Source organism: uncultured Roseobacter sp., from assembly GCF_947491795.1.
GTDB lineage: Bacteria > Pseudomonadota > Alphaproteobacteria > Rhodobacterales > Rhodobacteraceae > Roseobacter.
Genome location: NZ_CANLKW010000001.1, coordinates 917,872 through 934,387, shown reverse-complemented (window position 1 = coordinate 934,387; position 16,516 = coordinate 917,872). Strand labels below are relative to the sequence as shown.

Genomic DNA, 16,516 nt, shown 5'->3' with positions numbered 1-16,516 from the left:
ATTCCCGGGAGATTGCCGGCGCTGACTCTGCAGCAATCCGCAGATAATCCGCCTTGCCCCCCGGATGCGTGGCAGCATCGAAGCATGTTTTGCGGAAAAAGCAAGCCTTGTGATGGCTGACGTGATGGAAAGGGGCTGGCAGGGTTTGACACTGCCCGTTCCCTGGCCTTAGCGTCACCAGAGGGAATAACGGGGTCAGAGATGCTGGATCAGACACAACCAGGCAGCGGCGGCGGGCCAATCGCCGAAATCAGAGAGCTCCGGGTCGAGTTCCAGACCAAAGACGGCCCCGTTGTTGGTGTTGAGGATGTCTCGTTTGAGATCAATCCGGGCGAAACGGTCTGTGTGGTCGGTGAAAGCGGTTCGGGCAAATCAGTGTCTTCACTCTCGCTGATGCGGCTGGTCGAATTCGGTGGCGGCAGCATCGCCGGCGGTCAGCTGCTCTTTGACCGTTCGGGCGGTGACAGGATTGATCTTGCAAAAACGGATGCAGAACTCATGCGGTCCATCCGGGGCAACGAGATCGGCATGATTTTCCAGGAGCCGATGACGGCCCTGAACCCGGTTTTCACGGTGGGCCGGCAGCTGACCGAAGGGCTGCGCCTGCACAAGGAAATGAACAGAGCAGAAGCAGAGGCCCGTGCGCTGGAGCTTTTGCGAGAAGTGCGTATTCCCGAGCCGGAACGCCGCCTGAAACAGTATCCGCACGAGTTGTCGGGGGGGATGCGCCAGCGGGTTGTTATCGCCATGGCACTGGCCTGCAAGCCGCGCCTGCTGATCGCGGACGAGCCGACGACCGCGCTTGACGTGACCATTCAGGCGGAAATTCTGGCACTGATGGACCGTCTGAAGCGCGAAACCGGCACAGCGGTGATGTTCATTACCCACGATATGGCCGTTGTGGCACAAATGGCAGACCGGGTTGTGGTGATGTTCCGTGGCAATAAGGTCGAGGAAGGCCCGGTTGCTGAAATTTTCGAGAACCCGCAACACCCCTACACCAAGGCGCTGCTGGCGGCGGTGCCCAAACTGGGCGAGATGCGGGGCAAATCCGCGCCGGAGCCGATGAAGCTGCTGGGGCGGGACCAGGACGAGATCAAACCGATCCCGGGCACGGAGGAAGTGCTGCTCACCGTCAAAAACCTGACAACCCGTTTCCCGGTCAAGGGCGGGTTTTTCCGGCGCACGGTTGCGAACGTTCACGCAGTAGAGGACCTGTCCTTTACGATCAACAAAGGCCAGACGCTCAGCCTTGTGGGCGAATCCGGATGCGGCAAATCGACGGCAGGGCGGTCGATCCTGCGGCTGGTGGACCCGCTTTCCGGGCAGATCACGGTCGGTGACACCGATATCATGGCGCTGGACCAGCAGGAGCTGCGCAAAGCACGTCTCGACATGCAGATGATTTTTCAGGACCCCTTTGCTTCGCTCAATCCGCAGATGCAACTGGCGGACCAGGTTGCAGAGCCGATGCACAATTACGCGACGCTCAAGGGCAAGGATATTGGCGACCGGGTGGCAATGCTCTTTGACCGGGTGGAGCTGCCGCGCAGCTTTATGCGCCGTTTCCCGCATGAATTGTCGGGGGGCCAGCGGCAGCGTGTTGCGATTGCCCGTGCGCTGGCGCTGAACCCCAAACTGATCATCGCCGATGAGGCCGTGTCTGCTCTGGATGTTTCAGTTCAGGCGCAGGTGCTGAACCTGATGATGGAGTTGCAGGCCGAACTGGGGATCTCGTTCCTGTTTATCAGCCACGACATGGCAGTGGTGGAACGTGTCAGCCACCATGTCGGCGTCATGTATCTGGGCCGTATCGTGGAGCTGGGACCGCGTGCGCGTGTTTTTGAAAACCCGCAACACCCTTATACCCAGGCGCTGATGAAGGCCGTTCCTATCGCAGACCCGCGCCAGCGCAAGGACGAGAGTGAACTCAACTTCAAACCGATCCCGTCGCCCATCCATCCGGCCGGGTATGTACCTGAGCCGTCGGTCTACCGCGAAGTCGAACCGGGGCACATGATCCTCGAAACTGACAGCGGGTACTGACCGGGTATGGCCGACCGTCTCCCGCCGCTCGAGATCATGCGCAGGCTGATCGGTTTTCCGACGATCAGCCGGGACACCAATCTGCCGTTGATTGACTGGGTCGAGGAATACCTCGCCGGGCATGGCATCCCCGCGCACCGGTATCTGAAACCCGACGAACCCAAGGCAGCGCTCTTTGCGCATGTGGGGCCGTGGGAAGAGGGCGCCATCGTCCTGTCCGGTCACACGGATGTTGTTCCTGTCGATGGTCAGCCCTGGGACACCGATCCGTTTGAGGTGACCGAAAAAGACGGCAAATACTTTGGCCGCGGCACCTGCGATATGAAGGGATTTGACGCCCTGGCCATCTGGGCGCTGGTCGAGGCGCAATACGCCGGCGCAAAACGCCCGCTGCAACTGGCGCTGAGTTTTGACGAGGAAATCGGCTGTACGGGTGCGCCACCGATGATCGAGGCGATGCAGCCTGTTTTGCCAAAAGGTGCTGCCGTGATTGTCGGAGAGCCCTCGATGATGCAGGCCGTGTCGGGCCACAAGGGCGGCACCGGTTTCGACACGCATGTCCAGGGCTTTGAGGTGCACAGCTCTCTGCTGGACCGCGGCGTCAACGCGATCATGTATGGTGCCAAACTGATCGACTGGGCCAATGACATCAATGCGGCCAACCGGGACGCTGAACCCGGCGCGCTGGCGCAGGCTTTTGATCCGCCCTACACCACGGCCCATGTGGGGATGATCCAGGGCGGAACTGCGCATAATATCACCGCCAAGGACTGTCGCTTTGCAATGGATTTCCGGGTTGTGCCGGGCGAAGACAAAGCCCTGTGGGAGCGCCAGTACCGCGAGAAAGTCGCCGAAGTTGAGGCAATGATGCAGGCCGTTGTTCCTGAGACGCAGATCGTCGTGACACCGCGTTTCGACGTCCCCGCCCTGGCTCCCGAAGCAGAAGGGACGGCAGAGGCGCTCGTCCGGCGACTGACCGGGGACAATGCCAGCCACGTTGTCAGCTATGGCACCGAGGCCGGTCAGTTTCAGGAAGCCGGCTATTCGGCCGTGATCTGCGGGCCGGGCGATATTGCCCAGGCACACCAGCCAAACGAATTTATCACCAAAGTGCAGTTCGAGGCCGGTCACACCTTTATGCAGCGCCTCGTCACCACACTGCAGGGCTGAGGCCCCCCGGACGCCTGGCATGCAGGGAATTCCCATCACATCCGACACGCCGCCTGCATTTGTGGGCGAGTTGCCGCGCGCAACAGATGTCGTGGTGATCGGCGGCGGCGTGATCGGGGTGTCGACGGCGCTCTTTCTGGCCCGCGCGGGCCAGCGTGTTGTTCTGCTTGAAAAAGGGCGGATTGCTGCTGAACAGTCGGGCCGGAACTGGGGGTGGATCAGGGCCCAGGGCCGTGACCCGGACGAGCTGCCGATCATGCTTGAGGCCGCGCGCCACTGGAAGGAACTGTCAGCCCGGACCAACGACAGCATCGGGCTGGTGACCGGCGGGGTCACGTACCTTGCGCAGAGCCCCGCGCAGCTGGCCCGCTATGAGGCCTGGCTGCCGCATGCCAAGGCGCAGGGTGTGGGGACCCGCATTTTGTCGCCGCAGGAAACGGCAGAACTTATTCCGGGTATGTCACGGCGCTATGCGGGTGCGCTTTATACCGCATCTGACATGCGCGCGGAGCCCTGGCGCGCTGTACCCGCCCTTGCCGCCATCGCCGCACGGGAGGGGGCGGTTATCCGTGAAAACTGTGCAGTGCGGTGTCTGGATCTGTCGGCGGGCAGGGTCAGCGGTGTCATCACCGAGGCGGGACGGATTACGGCCCCTCGTGTCGTTCTGGCAGGCGGGGCCTGGTGTTCGCTGTTTTTGAGAAACCACGGGGTCTGCCTGCCGCAGTTGTCGGTGCGGGCCACAGTTGCCGCGACCAGCGCATTGCCTGTCGTTACGCCCGGCGGCGTGGCGGACGACCGGCTGGCCTTCAGGCCGCGTATGGATGGCGGATATTCCCTGGCTGCAGGCGGGTTCCACGAGCTTTTTCTGGGCTGGGATGCGCTGCGCGCCCTGCCAAAGTTCCTGCGCCAGTTGCGTGCGGACCCCTTTGGCACGAGGTTCCTGCCCGGCGCACCTGCCGGATATCCGGATGCCTGGCGCACGGCGCGACGGTGGAGTGGCGACGATACAAGCCCGTTTGAAGCCTGCCGCGTGCTGAACCCGGCCCCGAACGCATCAAAAGTGCGCGGGCTGAAACGGGATTTTGCAGCGCTTTTCCCGCAGCTGCCTGATTTTGACATCACCCATGCCTGGGCGGGTATGATCGACACCATGCCCGATCTGGTCCCCGTCGTGGATCATGTCGCGGTGCTGCCCGGGCTGATCCTGGGGACAGGGATGAGCGGGCATGGCTTTGGCATTGGCCCGGGCATGGGCCGCGTCCTGGCCAGCCTCGCCGCGGATCAGCCTGTGGAACACGATCTCTCGCGGTTCCGGCTGTCGCGGTTCACAGATGGCAGTGGCATGCGCCTTGGCCCCGCCCTGTGAGCCCTGCTGCGGTCAGTGGAGGCGCCGGTTTCAACGAATACATACAGCACAGACCTTGCAGCCCGTGACCCGTGGGGTACAACCAACAGGTGAAAGTCCGGGCCGATGATCCGGGCGCAGTCTCTGGGAGCCTATAACATGCCTGTGAAAAACCGATTTGCCGAACTGCACGAGGATATCACGGCCTGGCGCCGCGACATGCACGAAAATCCCGAGCTGCTGTTTGACACGCATCGTACGGCCGGGCTGGTGGCGGACAAGCTGCGGGCTTTTGGCTGCGATGAGGTCGTGACCGGTATCGGGCGGACGGGCGTTGTCGGGGTGATCCGGGGAAAATCGGATACTTCTGGCCGTGTGATCGGTCTGCGCGCCGACATGGATGCCCTGCCGATCACCGAAGAGACTGGTGTTGACTATGTGTCCAAAACGCCCGGCAAGATGCATGCCTGCGGACATGACGGCCATACCGCCATGTTGCTGGGGGCCGCGCAGTACCTTGCTGAGACGCGCAATTTCAATGGCAGTGTCGCCGTGATCTTTCAGCCTGCCGAAGAGGGCGGCGGCGGTGGCCGTGAGATGTGCGAAGACGGCATGATGGAGCGGTTTGGCATTCAGGAAGTCTACGGTATGCACAACTGGCCGGGCATGGAGACAGGACAGTTTGCCATCCGTCCCGGTGCCTTTTTTGCCGCCACGGATATTTTCGAGATCGAGATCGAGGGCAAGGGCGGGCACGCAGCCTTTCCGCATCAGACCATTGATCCGACCGTTGTGGCCAGTCACATCGTCACGGCGGCACAGTCCATCGCCAGCAGAAATACCGATCCGGTGGAACAGCTGGTCATGTCGATCACCTCGTTTGAAACCTCGTCAAATGCTTTCAACGTGATCCCGCAGAAAGTAACGATGCGGGGTACCGCCCGCACGATGAGCGCCGAAGTGCGTGATCTGGTGGAGACGCGCCTGACAAAGCTGGTGCAGGGGATTTCAGAGAACTTCGGCGCCACGGGCCGTATTGATTACACCCGGAACTATCCGGTGACGGTGAACCATCCGGAACAGACCGATTTTGCAGCAGAGGTTGCGCGCCGCGTGTCAGGTGACTGCGCCGAAGCAGAGCTGGTTATGGGCGGCGAGGACTTTGCCTTTATGCTCGAGGAGCGGCCCGGGGCCTACATCCTGATGGGCAACGGCTCCAGCGCGCGGCTGCATCACCCGGAATACAACTTCAACGATGATGCGATCCCAGCCGGATGCAGCTGGTGGGCGGAAATCGTGGAGCAGCGGATGCCTGCCGCCTGACGGTCGCGCTGGTTCAGGCCTCGCCCAGCAGTTTCTTGTAGACCGCAATGATCGCCTGGGCCTCTGCCTGGATGGAAAAGCTGCCGGTTGCCCGTTCGCGCGCGGCGGCACCGAAAGCGGCCCGCTTTGCGTCATCTTCCAGCAGGTCACGCACGTGCCGGGTGATACCGTCCAGGTCTTCTATGTCGGTCAGATAGCCGGTTTCGCCGGGCACGACGAGCGCTTCAAAGGCACCGACCCGTGTGGCGACAACCGGCGATCCGCAGCCCATCGCCTCTAGCGGGGTCAGGCCAAACCCCTCCCAGCGTTGCGGGGCCACATAGAGATCGAGCGCCTGAAAATGCCGCGAAAGCTGCGCAATCGGCACCTCGTCACGAAACAGAATGCGGTCCGACAGGCCGGCGGCGGCAACCTCGTCCTTCAGCCCCTGCAAAAAGGCCTGATGTTCCTCTGTTGCGCGTCCCATGACGAGGGCCCGGCCCTGTGGAATATCAGAAAAGACGCGGATCATGGCGCGTACGAACAGATCATTGCCCTTTTGATGCCGGATGCGCCCAAAGCAGCCCACCAGCGGACCATCCGGGGGCAGGTCCAGGCTTTGGCGCAGGGCCGCGCGGTCCTGCACAGGAGAGAACGCCTCGCAGTCGATGCCATGATGAATAACTGTGGCGTCCCGTTCCAGGTAGTCTGCGGATTTCTGCGATGTGGCGATCACGGCGTCCATCTGGCGGATCAGCCAGCGGGTAAAGGGTTTGTGTCGCCGCTGTGCCGCGGAGGTGAACAGCAGCCGGAGCTTTTTGCGAGCAAGCGTTCTGAGCGCGATACCCGCAATCATTTCTACGTTGCGCCGCGCGTGCCAGACGCGCGGGGCGCCATCACTGCGGGCAGGCAGTGTCAGAAGCCGCGACGGGGCCATATTTGGCACCTGGGGCGGCAGATCAGGCGCGCAGGCGACAATCGGAATGCTGCGTGCCTGTTCCGGCACCAGGCGGATCACCGTAGAGGTCACGCCAGAGTGGCGGCGTTTGAAATTAGGGGCAATAACCTGGATATCCCGCAGCGGGGGCAGCGTGGCGTTTTCGTCTGTCATCAGGTGTTTTCTTCCAGGCCGAGCGCGCGGATCAGCCGTTTGGCGATCTGATCCAGATGATCCGAGCGCCCGCGCACAAAATCCTCGGAAGCCGAGACAGCCTGTGCGCGGTAGGGTGCATTGCTGAGCAGCATGTGAATTTCGCCAGCCAGGTCTTCGGCATTCTCGACGTAAACTGCAGCACCGCGCGATGTCATGTCCGAAAATGTCTCCTGAAAACTGGTCACATGGCGCCCGGACAAAACGGCGGCGCCTGCCTGCGCCACTTCAAACGGATTGTGCCCGCCGATGGGAAGCAGGGAGCCGCCCAGAAAGACAATGTCCGTCAGGGCATACCAGCTGCCAAGCTCGCCCAGGGTATCCGCCAGATAGACGTTGTGTGACGGCACCAGTTTTTCATTTGCGGACCGGGTGGCGGCAGTCAGACCTGCCGAGCTGATGTGGCCGGAAACCTCCTCCGAGCGTTCCGGGTGACGGGGCACAAGGATCAGCAGCAGTTCGGGATGTTGCTTCAACAGAGCACTGTGGGCGGCGAGGACGGTTTCTTCTTCGCCGCGATGCGTGGAGGCGGCAACCCAGACGGGCCTGCCTTTCAGCCAGCTGCGGACCTGCGCCGTGACTGCCGGGTTGACCGGCAGAGGATCAGAGAGTGATTTCAGATTGATCCCGCGGGCGACGCGGTCTGCGGGGGCATTCATTTCAACCATGGCCCCGGCCATCTCGTCGTTCTGGGTCAGGATCAGATCAAACACTTTGAAGATATAGGCGGCTGTTTCCGGTCGCTTTTTCCATGCTCTGCGTGAGCGTTCACTGAGGCGCGCATTGACCAGAGCCATGGGCGTGCCGCGCGCGCGCGTCCGGCGCAGCATCAGGGGCCAGAGTTCGCTTTCCACAAAGATGGCCGCAGAGGGCCGCCAGTGTGCCAGAAACCGGCGGACCGGCCCGGCTGAATCAATCGGTGAGAACTGATGCACAGAGCGCGGCGGCAGACGTTCGGCCACAAGGCGGGCGGACGTAGGCGTGCCGGAGGTGATCAGAAACTGTGCCCGGGGCAGCATCTGGCCCATGCTGGTGATCAGCGACAGAACCGAAAGGCTCTCGCCTACGGAAGCGGCATGGAACCAGATCAGCGGCCCGCTGCCCATGCGCGGTGCGCTGGCATTGCCCAGTTTCTCGTGTGCGCGCAGTGCAGGCAGCCCGGCTCGGCGCAGTTTGCGGATTTCAAACCAGGCCACAACAGGCGTGAGTAACGCGGTCAGCGCCACGTATAACCTGAAAAGCAATGGCGTTTGCATGCGCTTGATCAGCCGCCGGTATGGCTCATGTGGCGGGACATCTGTCCGTCCGCACGTTGACGGGAATAATCAAAGTCATGCCCTTTGGGTTTGCTGTCAATGGCTGCGCGGATCGCTGCTTCCAGCGGTGCATCGTCGGTCGGGTGGTCACGCAGGGGCGGGCGCAGATCGGCCATGTCTTCCTGGCCAAGGCACATGTAAATCTCGCCGGTGCAGGTGATCCGCACCCGGTTGCAGCTTTCGCAGAAATTATGGCTCAGCGGTGTGATGAAACCGATCTTTTGCCCGGTTTCTTCCAGCCGCACATAGCGCGCCGGGCCACCGCTGCGTTCTGCAAGGTCGGTCACAGTGTAATGTTCGGCATAGCGCGCGCGCACGTCTTTGAGCGACCAGTACTGGTCCAGCCGTTCCTCGTTGCCGATATCGCCCATGGGCATGACCTCGATCCAGGTCAGGTCCATATCCCGCTCGGCGCACCACTGCGTGATCGTCGGCAGCTCTTCTTCGTTAAAGCCCTTCAGCGCCACAGCGTTCAGTTTGACCCGCAGACCGGCGGCCTGGGCTGCATCGATACCGCGCAAGACCTGGGGCAGGCGGCCCCAGCGCGTGATATCCGCGAATTTCTGCGCGTCCAGAGTGTCCAGCGAGACATTCACCCGCCGCACGCCGGCGGCATAGAGATCTGAGGCGAAACGCTCCAGCTGACTGCCGTTCGTGGTCAGCGTCAGCTCTTTGAGGGTTCCCGCATCCAGATGGCGCGACATGCTGTTGAAAAAGGTCATGATGCCCTTGCGGACCAGCGGCTCTCCACCGGTGATGCGCAGTTTTTCAACCCCCAGACCCACAAAGGTCGAGCACATCCGGTCCAGCTCTTCGAGCGTCAGCAACTCCTTTTTGGGGAGAAAAGTCATGTTTTCGGACATGCAGTAGACGCAGCGAAAATCGCATCTGTCGGTGACAGAGACCCGCAGATAGGTGATTGCGCGCGCAAAAGGATCAATCAGAGGAGCGTTCATGAGGCTATTGGTAAGCGGTGCGGTAACCTGCGGCAAGGGTATTCCGCGTTGTGAGGCAGATGCGGAGCCGGTATGAGGTTGCCATGAACTGTACCCGCCGAAAAACTCCCGCCATACGTGTATTCCCGGCAGTTGCCCTTTTGTCGGCCATCGCAGGATGCGCAGAGCTGCAAAAGCTCGAACAGGCAGTAAATCTGGAACTTGGGGGCAGCGGTCTGCCAGAGCTGTCAGCGGCGCAGGAACCTGCTGCGGGCATGGCACCTCAGGCGGCCAGCCCTGCACTCAACGCGGGCGGGGCACGTTCCGCAGAAAGCATTGACAGCACGTCCACAGCCCAGAGAACCGCCGCCGCACAGGTCAGTGCTACCGGGGCGGCCCTTGGGCGGACTGTTGCGTCGCTGGGCAATCCGGCTGAGCAGGGTTTCTGGCTGAAAACACCGCTGGTCCCGTCAGAGATGTCCGGCGTTGTCACAGACACCGAAACGGGTGCATCAGTAAAGGTAACGCTGATCCCGATCGACGGCCCGGCCACGGCAGGCAGTCGCATTTCGCTGGCCGCGATGCGTGTTCTGAATGCCCCGCTGACCGCCCTTGTGACGCTCAGCGTGCGGCGGGGCAGCTGAGCGCCGCGGTCATTCCACGGTGACTGATTTTGCCAGGTTGCGGGGCTGGTCCACATCCGTGCCCTTGGCCACGGCCGTGTGATAGGCCAGCAGCTGCGCGGGAATGGCATAGAGCAGCGGTGTGACGATCTCGGATACAGTTGGCAGCTCGATTGTGGCAAAGGTCCCTTCGCCTGCCTCTTCGATGCCCTTGCGGTCGGACACCAGAACCACACGGCCTTTGCGCGCCATCACTTCCTGCATGTTGCTGACGGTCTTGTCGAACAGGCTGTCACGGGGGGCCATGACAATGACCGGTACGAACTGGTCAACAAGTGCAATGGGTCCGTGTTTCAACTCGCCCGAGGCATAGCCCTCGGCGTGGATGTAGCTGATTTCCTTGAGCTTGAGCGCGCCTTCCATCGCGAGCGGAAACATCTGACCGCGCCCCAGAAACAGCACATCGCGGGCTTCGGCGATCTTTTGTCCGGTGCGCTGTGTCTCCGAGCTGATTTCCAGCGCCTGGCTGATCACGCCGGGAATGCCGCGCAGTGCTGCGATGTGCTCGCGCAGGGTGGCGTCATCAATGGTGCCGCGGTCCTGCGCGGCTTTGAGCGCCATCAGCAACAGCACGGTAAGCTGGCAGGTAAAGGCTTTGGTCGATGCCACGCCCACCTCGACACCCGCATAGATGGGAAAAACGATGTCACTTTCACGCGCGATGGAGCTTTCGGGCACATTCACCACCGACATGATTCTGGTGACCTTGCCCTGACAGAAACGCAGGGCTGCCAGCGTGTCGGCCGTCTCGCCGGACTGGCTGACAAAAAGGGCTGCGGTGCGCGCGGGGATCGGCGGCTCACGGTAGCGGAATTCGGAAGCCACATCCACATCCACCGGCAGACGGGCGAGCTGCTCAAACCAGTGTTTCGCGGACAGACAGGCCAGATAAGCGGTACCACAGGCCACCAGCGTCAGACGGTCGGTGCTGGCAAAATCCATACCGCCTTCGGGCAGCTGAATGCTGCCATCGTCAGCGATGTAATGGCCGAGCGCGCCTGCGATGACCGAAGGCTGTTCGGCGATTTCCTTGGCCATAAAGTGCTTGTGCCCGGCTTTGTCGATCCGCGTGGCATCTGCCTGTATGGTTTTCACAGGTCGGCTCACAACAGCGCCGCTGCTGTCGGTGATGCTCAGCGATGTGCGCGTCAGAACAGCCCGGTCGCCTTCTTCCAGATAGGTGATCCGATCCGTCATCGGCGCCAGCGCAATCGCGTCGGATCCCAGATACATCTCTCCATCGCCGTGACCGATGGCAAGAGGCGAGCCTTTGCGCGCGCCGATCATCAGGTCGTCATGGCCGGAAAACAAAAACGCAAGAGCAAAGGCCCCTTCGAGACGGTCGAGCGCCTGGTTGGCGGCTTCGACGGGGGCCGCCCCCTGTTCCAGATAATACTGCGCCAGCAGGCTGACGGTCTCTGTGTCCGTTTCTGTCACGCACTGCATGCCGTTTTCTGCAAGTTCGGCACGCAGATCGCGGAAGTTTTCAATGATACCGTTGTGAACCACCGCGACCGGGCCGGACTGGTGCGGGTGCGCATTGGTCACCGAGGGCTCGCCATGGGTGGCCCAGCGGGTGTGGCCGATTCCGGATTTTCCGGCGAGCGGTTCATGCACCAGCAGATCGGACAGGTTGACCAGCTTGCCCACGGCGCGACGCCGGTCGAGGACACCGTCATTGACCGTTGCGATGCCTGCGCTGTCATAGCCGCGGTATTCCAGCCGTTTCAGCGCCTCGACCAGAATGGGGGCAACCTCGTGCCCGCCCAGAACACCAACAATACCACACATGATCAGCTGCCTCTTTGTTGCTGGGCCTTTTTGGCCCTTAACATGTTGAAAAGTTTCGTCGCCATGCCCGGTTTCTCAACCTGTGGTGCCCGCGCCAGGGCCAGGGCTTCGGGTTCCACATCCGAGGTGATCACCGACCCGCTGCCGGTCATGGCCTGATCCCCGATATGCACAGGCGCCACAAGCATGGTGTTTGAGCCGATGAACACCCCATCCCCGATATGGGTGTGATGCTTCATCACGCCGTCATAGTTGCAGGTGATCGTGCCCGCGCCGACGTTTGTGCCGCGGCCCAGCGTTGCGTCACCGATATAGCTGAGGTGATTGACCTTGGTGCCTTCGCCGATCCGGGCGTTTTTCACCTCGACAAAGTTGCCGATCCGAACGTCTTCGGACAGCTCCGCGCCGGGGCGCAGGCGGGCATAGGGGCCGACGATGCCGCCGCGCGCCACATGGCACCCCTCCAGATGCGAAAAGGCGCGGATTGTGGCACCGCTCTCGATTGTGACGCCGGGGCCAAAAACCACATTCGGCTCGATTACGGTGTCGCGGCCCACAACCGTGTCCAGCGCAAAATGCACGGTATCGGGGGCAGGCATTGTCACACCGTTTTCAAAGGCTGCGGCGCGGGCGCGGGCCTGAAACGCGGCCTCGGCGCCCGCCAGTTCGGCGCGGGTATTGATGCCCAGGGTTTCGGATTCGTCGCAGGTTACGGCTGTCGCCGACAGCCCGCGCGCACGCGCCAGCCCCACCACATCCGTCAGATAGTACTCGCCCGCCGCATTGTCGTTGCTGATCGCGCTGATCAGATCAAAGAGCAGTGCCGCATCGCAGGCCAGCACACCGCTGTTGCACAGGCTGATCTGTCGCTCCGCGTCAGAGGCGTCCTTGAATTCTACAATCCGCTCCAGACTGTCGCCGGCCATGACCAGACGGCCATACCGGCCCGGATCCGCAGCCTCGAACCCCAGAATAACCACATCATGCCCTGTGCGGCGGGCCTCTGTCATCGCGCCGAGCGTTTCGGGCCGGACAAAGGGAGTATCGCCAAAGAGCACAATCGCCGTGCCGTCAAAGCCGTTCAGCGCCTCCCGGGCCTGAGCCGCGGCATGCGCGGTGCCCAGCTGTTCTGTTTGCTCGGCCACGCGGACCGTGTCGTCCAGCCCGAGGGCGGCGCGCCGGACCAGCGCGGCACCGTGTCCGGCAACAACAACCGTGCGTTCAGGGTTTACGGCAGCACCTGCCTGCATGGCATGCGCCAGCAGAGGTGCGCCGCCCAGCGGGTGCAATACCTTGGGAAGATCGGAGTTCATCCTGCTGCCCTTGCCTGCGGCGAGGATGATCAGAGCGGTTTTCATGTGGTTTCTCTTTGTGTTCCGTTGGCCGCCTGTTTATCCGCTGGGGCCAGCGGCGCAAGCGTGCCGGGATCAAAGATGGTTGCGTGTTGCAACATAGTGTGCGCCTTTCTGCCAGTGGAGCACGTCGGGGAGCAGAGATGAGAACAGTTATTTTCGATCTGGACGGCACACTAGCCGATACCAGTGGTGACCTGATTGCAGCCGCAAATCTGTGTTTCCGCGATATGGGGGCGGGCGATCTGCTGGACCCGGTACACGACGCAGGCACCGCCCTGCGCGGGGGGCGTGCCATGCTGCGACTGGGCATGTCCAGGCTGGAGCGGGCAGAGGATGAGGCAACTATAGACCGGTATTATCCGGTCCTGCTGGAGGCTTATGGTGCGGCGATTGATGTGCACACGCAGATGTATCCCGGCGCGATGGATGCGGTGGAGAGGCTGAAATCAGACGGGTTCGGCGTCGGGATCTGCACGAACAAGCCCGAAGGTCTGGCAGAAACCCTGATGCAGCGCCTTGGTGTGCGGGACGCCTTTGGCGCGCTGGTCGGCGCGGACACGCTGACTGTGCGCAAACCTGACCCCGAGCCGCTGTTTGAGGCAGCGAGGCGCGCGGGCGGCGATCCGTCCCGCTGCATCCTGATCGGCGATTCTGACACGGACCGCAACACCGCGCGGGCGGCCGGTGTGCCCAGCGTGCTGGTTACTTTCGGCCCGGCGGGCGGGGATATGGCCGCACTGGAACCCGAGGCACTGCTGGATCACTATGCCGATCTTCCGGCCCTGGCAGCACAATTGCTGCCTTGACCGGCCGGCGGTTGCAGCGTCACAATTCCATCAGTTTGCGGAGGCGGAAATGAGCGAAGTTTTCAAAGGCAGCTTTACCCAGCAGGAAGCGATCCCGGAAGCGGGCATCGAGGCGGCCCTGGCCGTCATGCGGCACGGGCGGCTGCACCGCTATAACACGGTGGCCGGTGAGCTGAGCGAGACAGCGCTGCTGGAACAGGAATTCGCGGCGAGTGTCGGCGCGCCTTATTGTCTGGCCGTGGCCTCCGGCGGATATGCGATGGCAACAGCGCTGCGGGCTGTGGGCGTGAAACCGGGCGATCATGTGCTGTCGAATGCCTTTACCCTGGCGCCTGTGCCCGGGGCAATTGCGGCAGTCGGGGCGGTGCCTGTGTTTGTCGGCGTCACCGATGCGCTGACGATTGATCTGGATGATCTGGAAAGCAAGACAGACCGGGCACGGGTACTGCTGCTGAGCCACATGCGGGGTCATATCTGTGACATGGAGCGCCTGATGCGCCTGTGTGACACCGCGGGGATCACCGTGATCGAGGACTGCGCGCATACCATGGGGGCTGCATGGAAGGGCGTGCCGTCGGGGCGTTCGGGCGCTGTCGGGTGCTATTCGTGCCAGACCTATAAACATGTGAACTCGGGCGAGGGCGGTTTTCTGGTGACGGGGGATGCAGAGATCGCAGCGCGGGCGGTGATGATGTCGGGCTCCTACATGCTATATGAGCGCCACCTGGCAGCCCCGCCCAAAGAAGCCTTTGAGACGATACGCTATGAAACGCCCAATATCTCGGGCCGGATGGACAACCTGCGCGCGGCCATTCTGCGCCCGCAGGTGGCCGATCTGGCCACCCAGTGCGCGCGCTGGAATGAGCGGTACTATCGCCTGGAGGAGGGGCTGCGCGGCACGCCGGGCCTGAAGGTGATCGACCGTCCCGAAGAAGAGACCATCGTTGGTTCCTCCATCCAGTTTCTGCTGCTGGACTGGCAGGCAGAGGCGGTGCGGGAAGTGATCGCGCGCTGTGGTGCCCGGGGGGTTGAGCTGAAATGGTTCGGTGCGCCGGAGCCTGTCGCCTTTACCAGCCGATACGACAGCTGGCGCTATGCGCCGAGCGCACCGATGCCCGACAGTGACCGGATTCTGGCCGGTGTGGTGGACATGCGAGTGCCGCTGACCTTCTCGCTGGAGGACTGTGATCTGATCGCGCGGATCATCCGCTCGGAAGTTGGCGCGGTCTGGCAGGACGCCGCCTGATCCGAAGGCGCGCGGGCGCGGGCCCGCGCAAACTCATTCAAAACCCGGACCCTGTGGTCCGGGCGGCACCGCTCAAAGGGCGGGCTCTGCTGCGCTGCGGCTTGACCGGCTCAGATGGTCGGACTAGTAATATGAACAAGTGTTCAATAAATGCCGCGCCGACCGCCGGACAGAGGGAGCCCGTAACGCATGTTCAACGCAACAATGCAGTTTGATCTGGGAGAAGACGTAAACGCGCTGCGCGATATGGTGCACCGCTGGGCCCAGGACAGAGTGGCGCCAATGGCCGCCGGGATCGATAGTTCAAACAGTTTTCCTGCTGAATTGTGGGAAGAGATGGGCGCGCTCGGGCTGCTGGGGATCACCGTGGATGAGGCCTATGGCGGTGCCGGTATGTCGTATCTGGCGCATACGGTTGCGATTGAGGAGATCGCGCGGGCCAGTGCTTCGGTCTCGCTGTCCTATGGCGCGCATTCCAATCTCTGCGTCAACCAGATCAAGCTGAACGGCACCGATGAACAAAAGGAAAAATACCTGCCGGGGCTGATATCGGGCGCGCATGTGGGCGCACTGGCCATGTCAGAGGCAGGCGCCGGCTCTGATGTTGTGTCGATGAAACTGCGGGCGGAAAAGCGCAATGATCACTACCGGCTGAACGGCACGAAATACTGGATCACAAACGGTCCCGATGCCACGACGCTTGTCGTCTATGCCAAGACGGACCCGGATGCCGGGTCAAAAGGCATTACGGCGTTTCTGATTGAAAAGGACATGGCCGGGTTTTCGACCTCGCCGCATTTTGACAAGCTGGGGATGCGCGGCTCGAACACGGCAGAGCTGATCTTTGAGGATGTGGAAGTCCCCTTTGAGAATGTCCTGGGCGAAGAGGGCAAGGGCGTCCGGGTGCTGATGTCGGGCCTCGATTACGAGCGCGTGGTACTGGCGGGCATCGGGACGGGGATCATGGCGGCCTGTCTGGATGCGATCATGCCCTATCTGGCGGAGCGCAAACAGTTCGGCCAGCCCATCGGATCGTTTCAGCTGATGCAGGGCAAGATTGCGGACATGTATACGGCGATGAACTCCGCGCGCGCCTATGTCTATGAAGTGGCCAAGGCCTGCGACCGGGGCGATGTGACCCGCCAGGATGCCGCCGCCTGCTGTCTCTACGCATCAGAAGAAGCGATGAAACAGGCCCACCAGGCCGTTCAGGCGATGGGGGGAGCCGGCTTTCTGAATGACAGCACCACGAGCAGACTGTTCCGCGACGCCAAGCTGATGGAAATCGGGGCGGGGACATCGGAGATCCGGCGCATGCTGGTCGGGCGCGAGCTGATGGCGGCAATGGCATGACAGCGGGCGGGGCCTAGG

13 protein-coding genes are annotated in these 16,516 nt (G+C 62.2%); 8 read left to right on the top strand and 5 right to left on the bottom strand.

Annotated elements, in window-relative coordinates:
• Window positions 1-201 precede the first annotated feature (201 nt).
• From Q1A34_RS04615 to Q1A34_RS04600, 4 genes are all read left to right on the top strand, one after another.
• Window positions 202-2,046, top strand: coding sequence for an ABC transporter ATP-binding protein (locus Q1A34_RS04615; protein ID WP_300031374.1), 1,845 nt, complete (start codon window positions 202-204; stop codon window positions 2,044-2,046).
• Between the two features lie 6 nt (window positions 2,047-2,052).
• Window positions 2,053-3,216 carry an acetylornithine deacetylase gene (argE, locus tag Q1A34_RS04610; protein ID WP_300031371.1) on the top strand — a complete coding sequence of 388 codons (1,164 nt, stop codon included), beginning with the start codon at window positions 2,053-2,055 and terminating at the stop codon, window positions 3,214-3,216.
• A gap of 19 nt (window positions 3,217-3,235) precedes the next feature.
• Window positions 3,236-4,582 carry an FAD-binding oxidoreductase gene (locus tag Q1A34_RS04605; protein ID WP_300031368.1) on the top strand — a complete coding sequence of 449 codons (1,347 nt, stop codon included), beginning with the start codon at window positions 3,236-3,238 and terminating at the stop codon, window positions 4,580-4,582.
• Window positions 4,583-4,720: 138 nt separating this feature from the next.
• Window positions 4,721-5,884, top strand: coding sequence for a M20 aminoacylase family protein (locus Q1A34_RS04600; RefSeq protein ID WP_300031365.1), 1,164 nt, complete (start codon window positions 4,721-4,723; stop codon window positions 5,882-5,884).
• Between the two features lie 13 nt (window positions 5,885-5,897).
• On the opposite strand, the gene Q1A34_RS04595 is transcribed toward Q1A34_RS04600, so the two are convergent.
• From Q1A34_RS04595 to moaA, 3 genes are read right to left on the bottom strand one after another with little or no spacing between them, the layout of a single operon-like run.
• Window positions 5,898-6,974: a glycosyltransferase family 4 protein gene (locus Q1A34_RS04595; RefSeq protein WP_300031362.1), complete on the bottom strand. Its 1,077-nt coding sequence runs from the start codon at window positions 6,972-6,974 to the stop codon at window positions 5,898-5,900.
• Window positions 6,974-8,269: a 3-deoxy-D-manno-octulosonic acid transferase gene (locus tag Q1A34_RS04590; protein WP_300031359.1), complete on the bottom strand. Its 1,296-nt coding sequence runs from the start codon at window positions 8,267-8,269 to the stop codon at window positions 6,974-6,976. Before Q1A34_RS04590 ends, Q1A34_RS04595 begins: the two co-directional genes overlap by 1 nt.
• Before the next feature lie 8 nt (window positions 8,270-8,277).
• Window positions 8,278-9,285 carry a GTP 3',8-cyclase MoaA gene (moaA, locus tag Q1A34_RS04585; RefSeq protein WP_300031356.1) on the bottom strand — a complete coding sequence of 336 codons (1,008 nt, stop codon included), beginning with the start codon at window positions 9,283-9,285 and terminating at the stop codon, window positions 8,278-8,280.
• Window positions 9,286-9,368: 83 nt separating this feature from the next.
• On the opposite strand from moaA, the gene Q1A34_RS04580 reads away from it, so the two are divergent.
• Window positions 9,369-9,908, top strand: coding sequence for a hypothetical protein (locus tag Q1A34_RS04580; protein ID WP_300031354.1), 540 nt, complete (start codon window positions 9,369-9,371; stop codon window positions 9,906-9,908).
• A 9-nt stretch (window positions 9,909-9,917) separates the two neighbouring features.
• Here Q1A34_RS04580 and glmS read toward each other — a convergent pair whose 3' ends face one another.
• Window positions 9,918-11,738 (bottom strand): glutamine--fructose-6-phosphate transaminase (isomerizing), encoded by a 1,821-nt coding sequence (gene glmS / locus Q1A34_RS04575; protein WP_300031352.1) that lies wholly within the window; start codon window positions 11,736-11,738, stop codon window positions 9,918-9,920.
• Between the two features lie 2 nt (window positions 11,739-11,740).
• Window positions 11,741-13,096, bottom strand: coding sequence for a bifunctional UDP-N-acetylglucosamine diphosphorylase/glucosamine-1-phosphate N-acetyltransferase GlmU (gene glmU / locus Q1A34_RS04570; RefSeq protein ID WP_300031349.1), 1,356 nt, complete (start codon window positions 13,094-13,096; stop codon window positions 11,741-11,743).
• Window positions 13,097-13,233: 137 nt separating this feature from the next.
• Here glmU and Q1A34_RS04565 point away from each other — a divergent pair, with 137 nt between their 5' ends.
• From Q1A34_RS04565 to Q1A34_RS04555, 3 genes are all read left to right on the top strand, one after another.
• Window positions 13,234-13,899 (top strand): HAD-IA family hydrolase, encoded by a 666-nt coding sequence (locus Q1A34_RS04565; protein WP_300031346.1) that lies wholly within the window; start codon window positions 13,234-13,236, stop codon window positions 13,897-13,899.
• 49 nt (window positions 13,900-13,948) lie between these two features.
• On the top strand, window positions 13,949-15,145 hold the full coding sequence (locus Q1A34_RS04560) for an aminotransferase class I/II-fold pyridoxal phosphate-dependent enzyme (protein WP_300031343.1): 1,197 nt from the start codon (window positions 13,949-13,951) through the stop codon (window positions 15,143-15,145).
• 189 nt (window positions 15,146-15,334) lie between these two features.
• On the top strand, window positions 15,335-16,498 hold the full coding sequence (locus tag Q1A34_RS04555; protein ID WP_300031341.1) for an isovaleryl-CoA dehydrogenase: 1,164 nt from the start codon (window positions 15,335-15,337) through the stop codon (window positions 16,496-16,498).
• The last annotated feature ends 18 nt before the right edge of the window (window positions 16,499-16,516 follow it).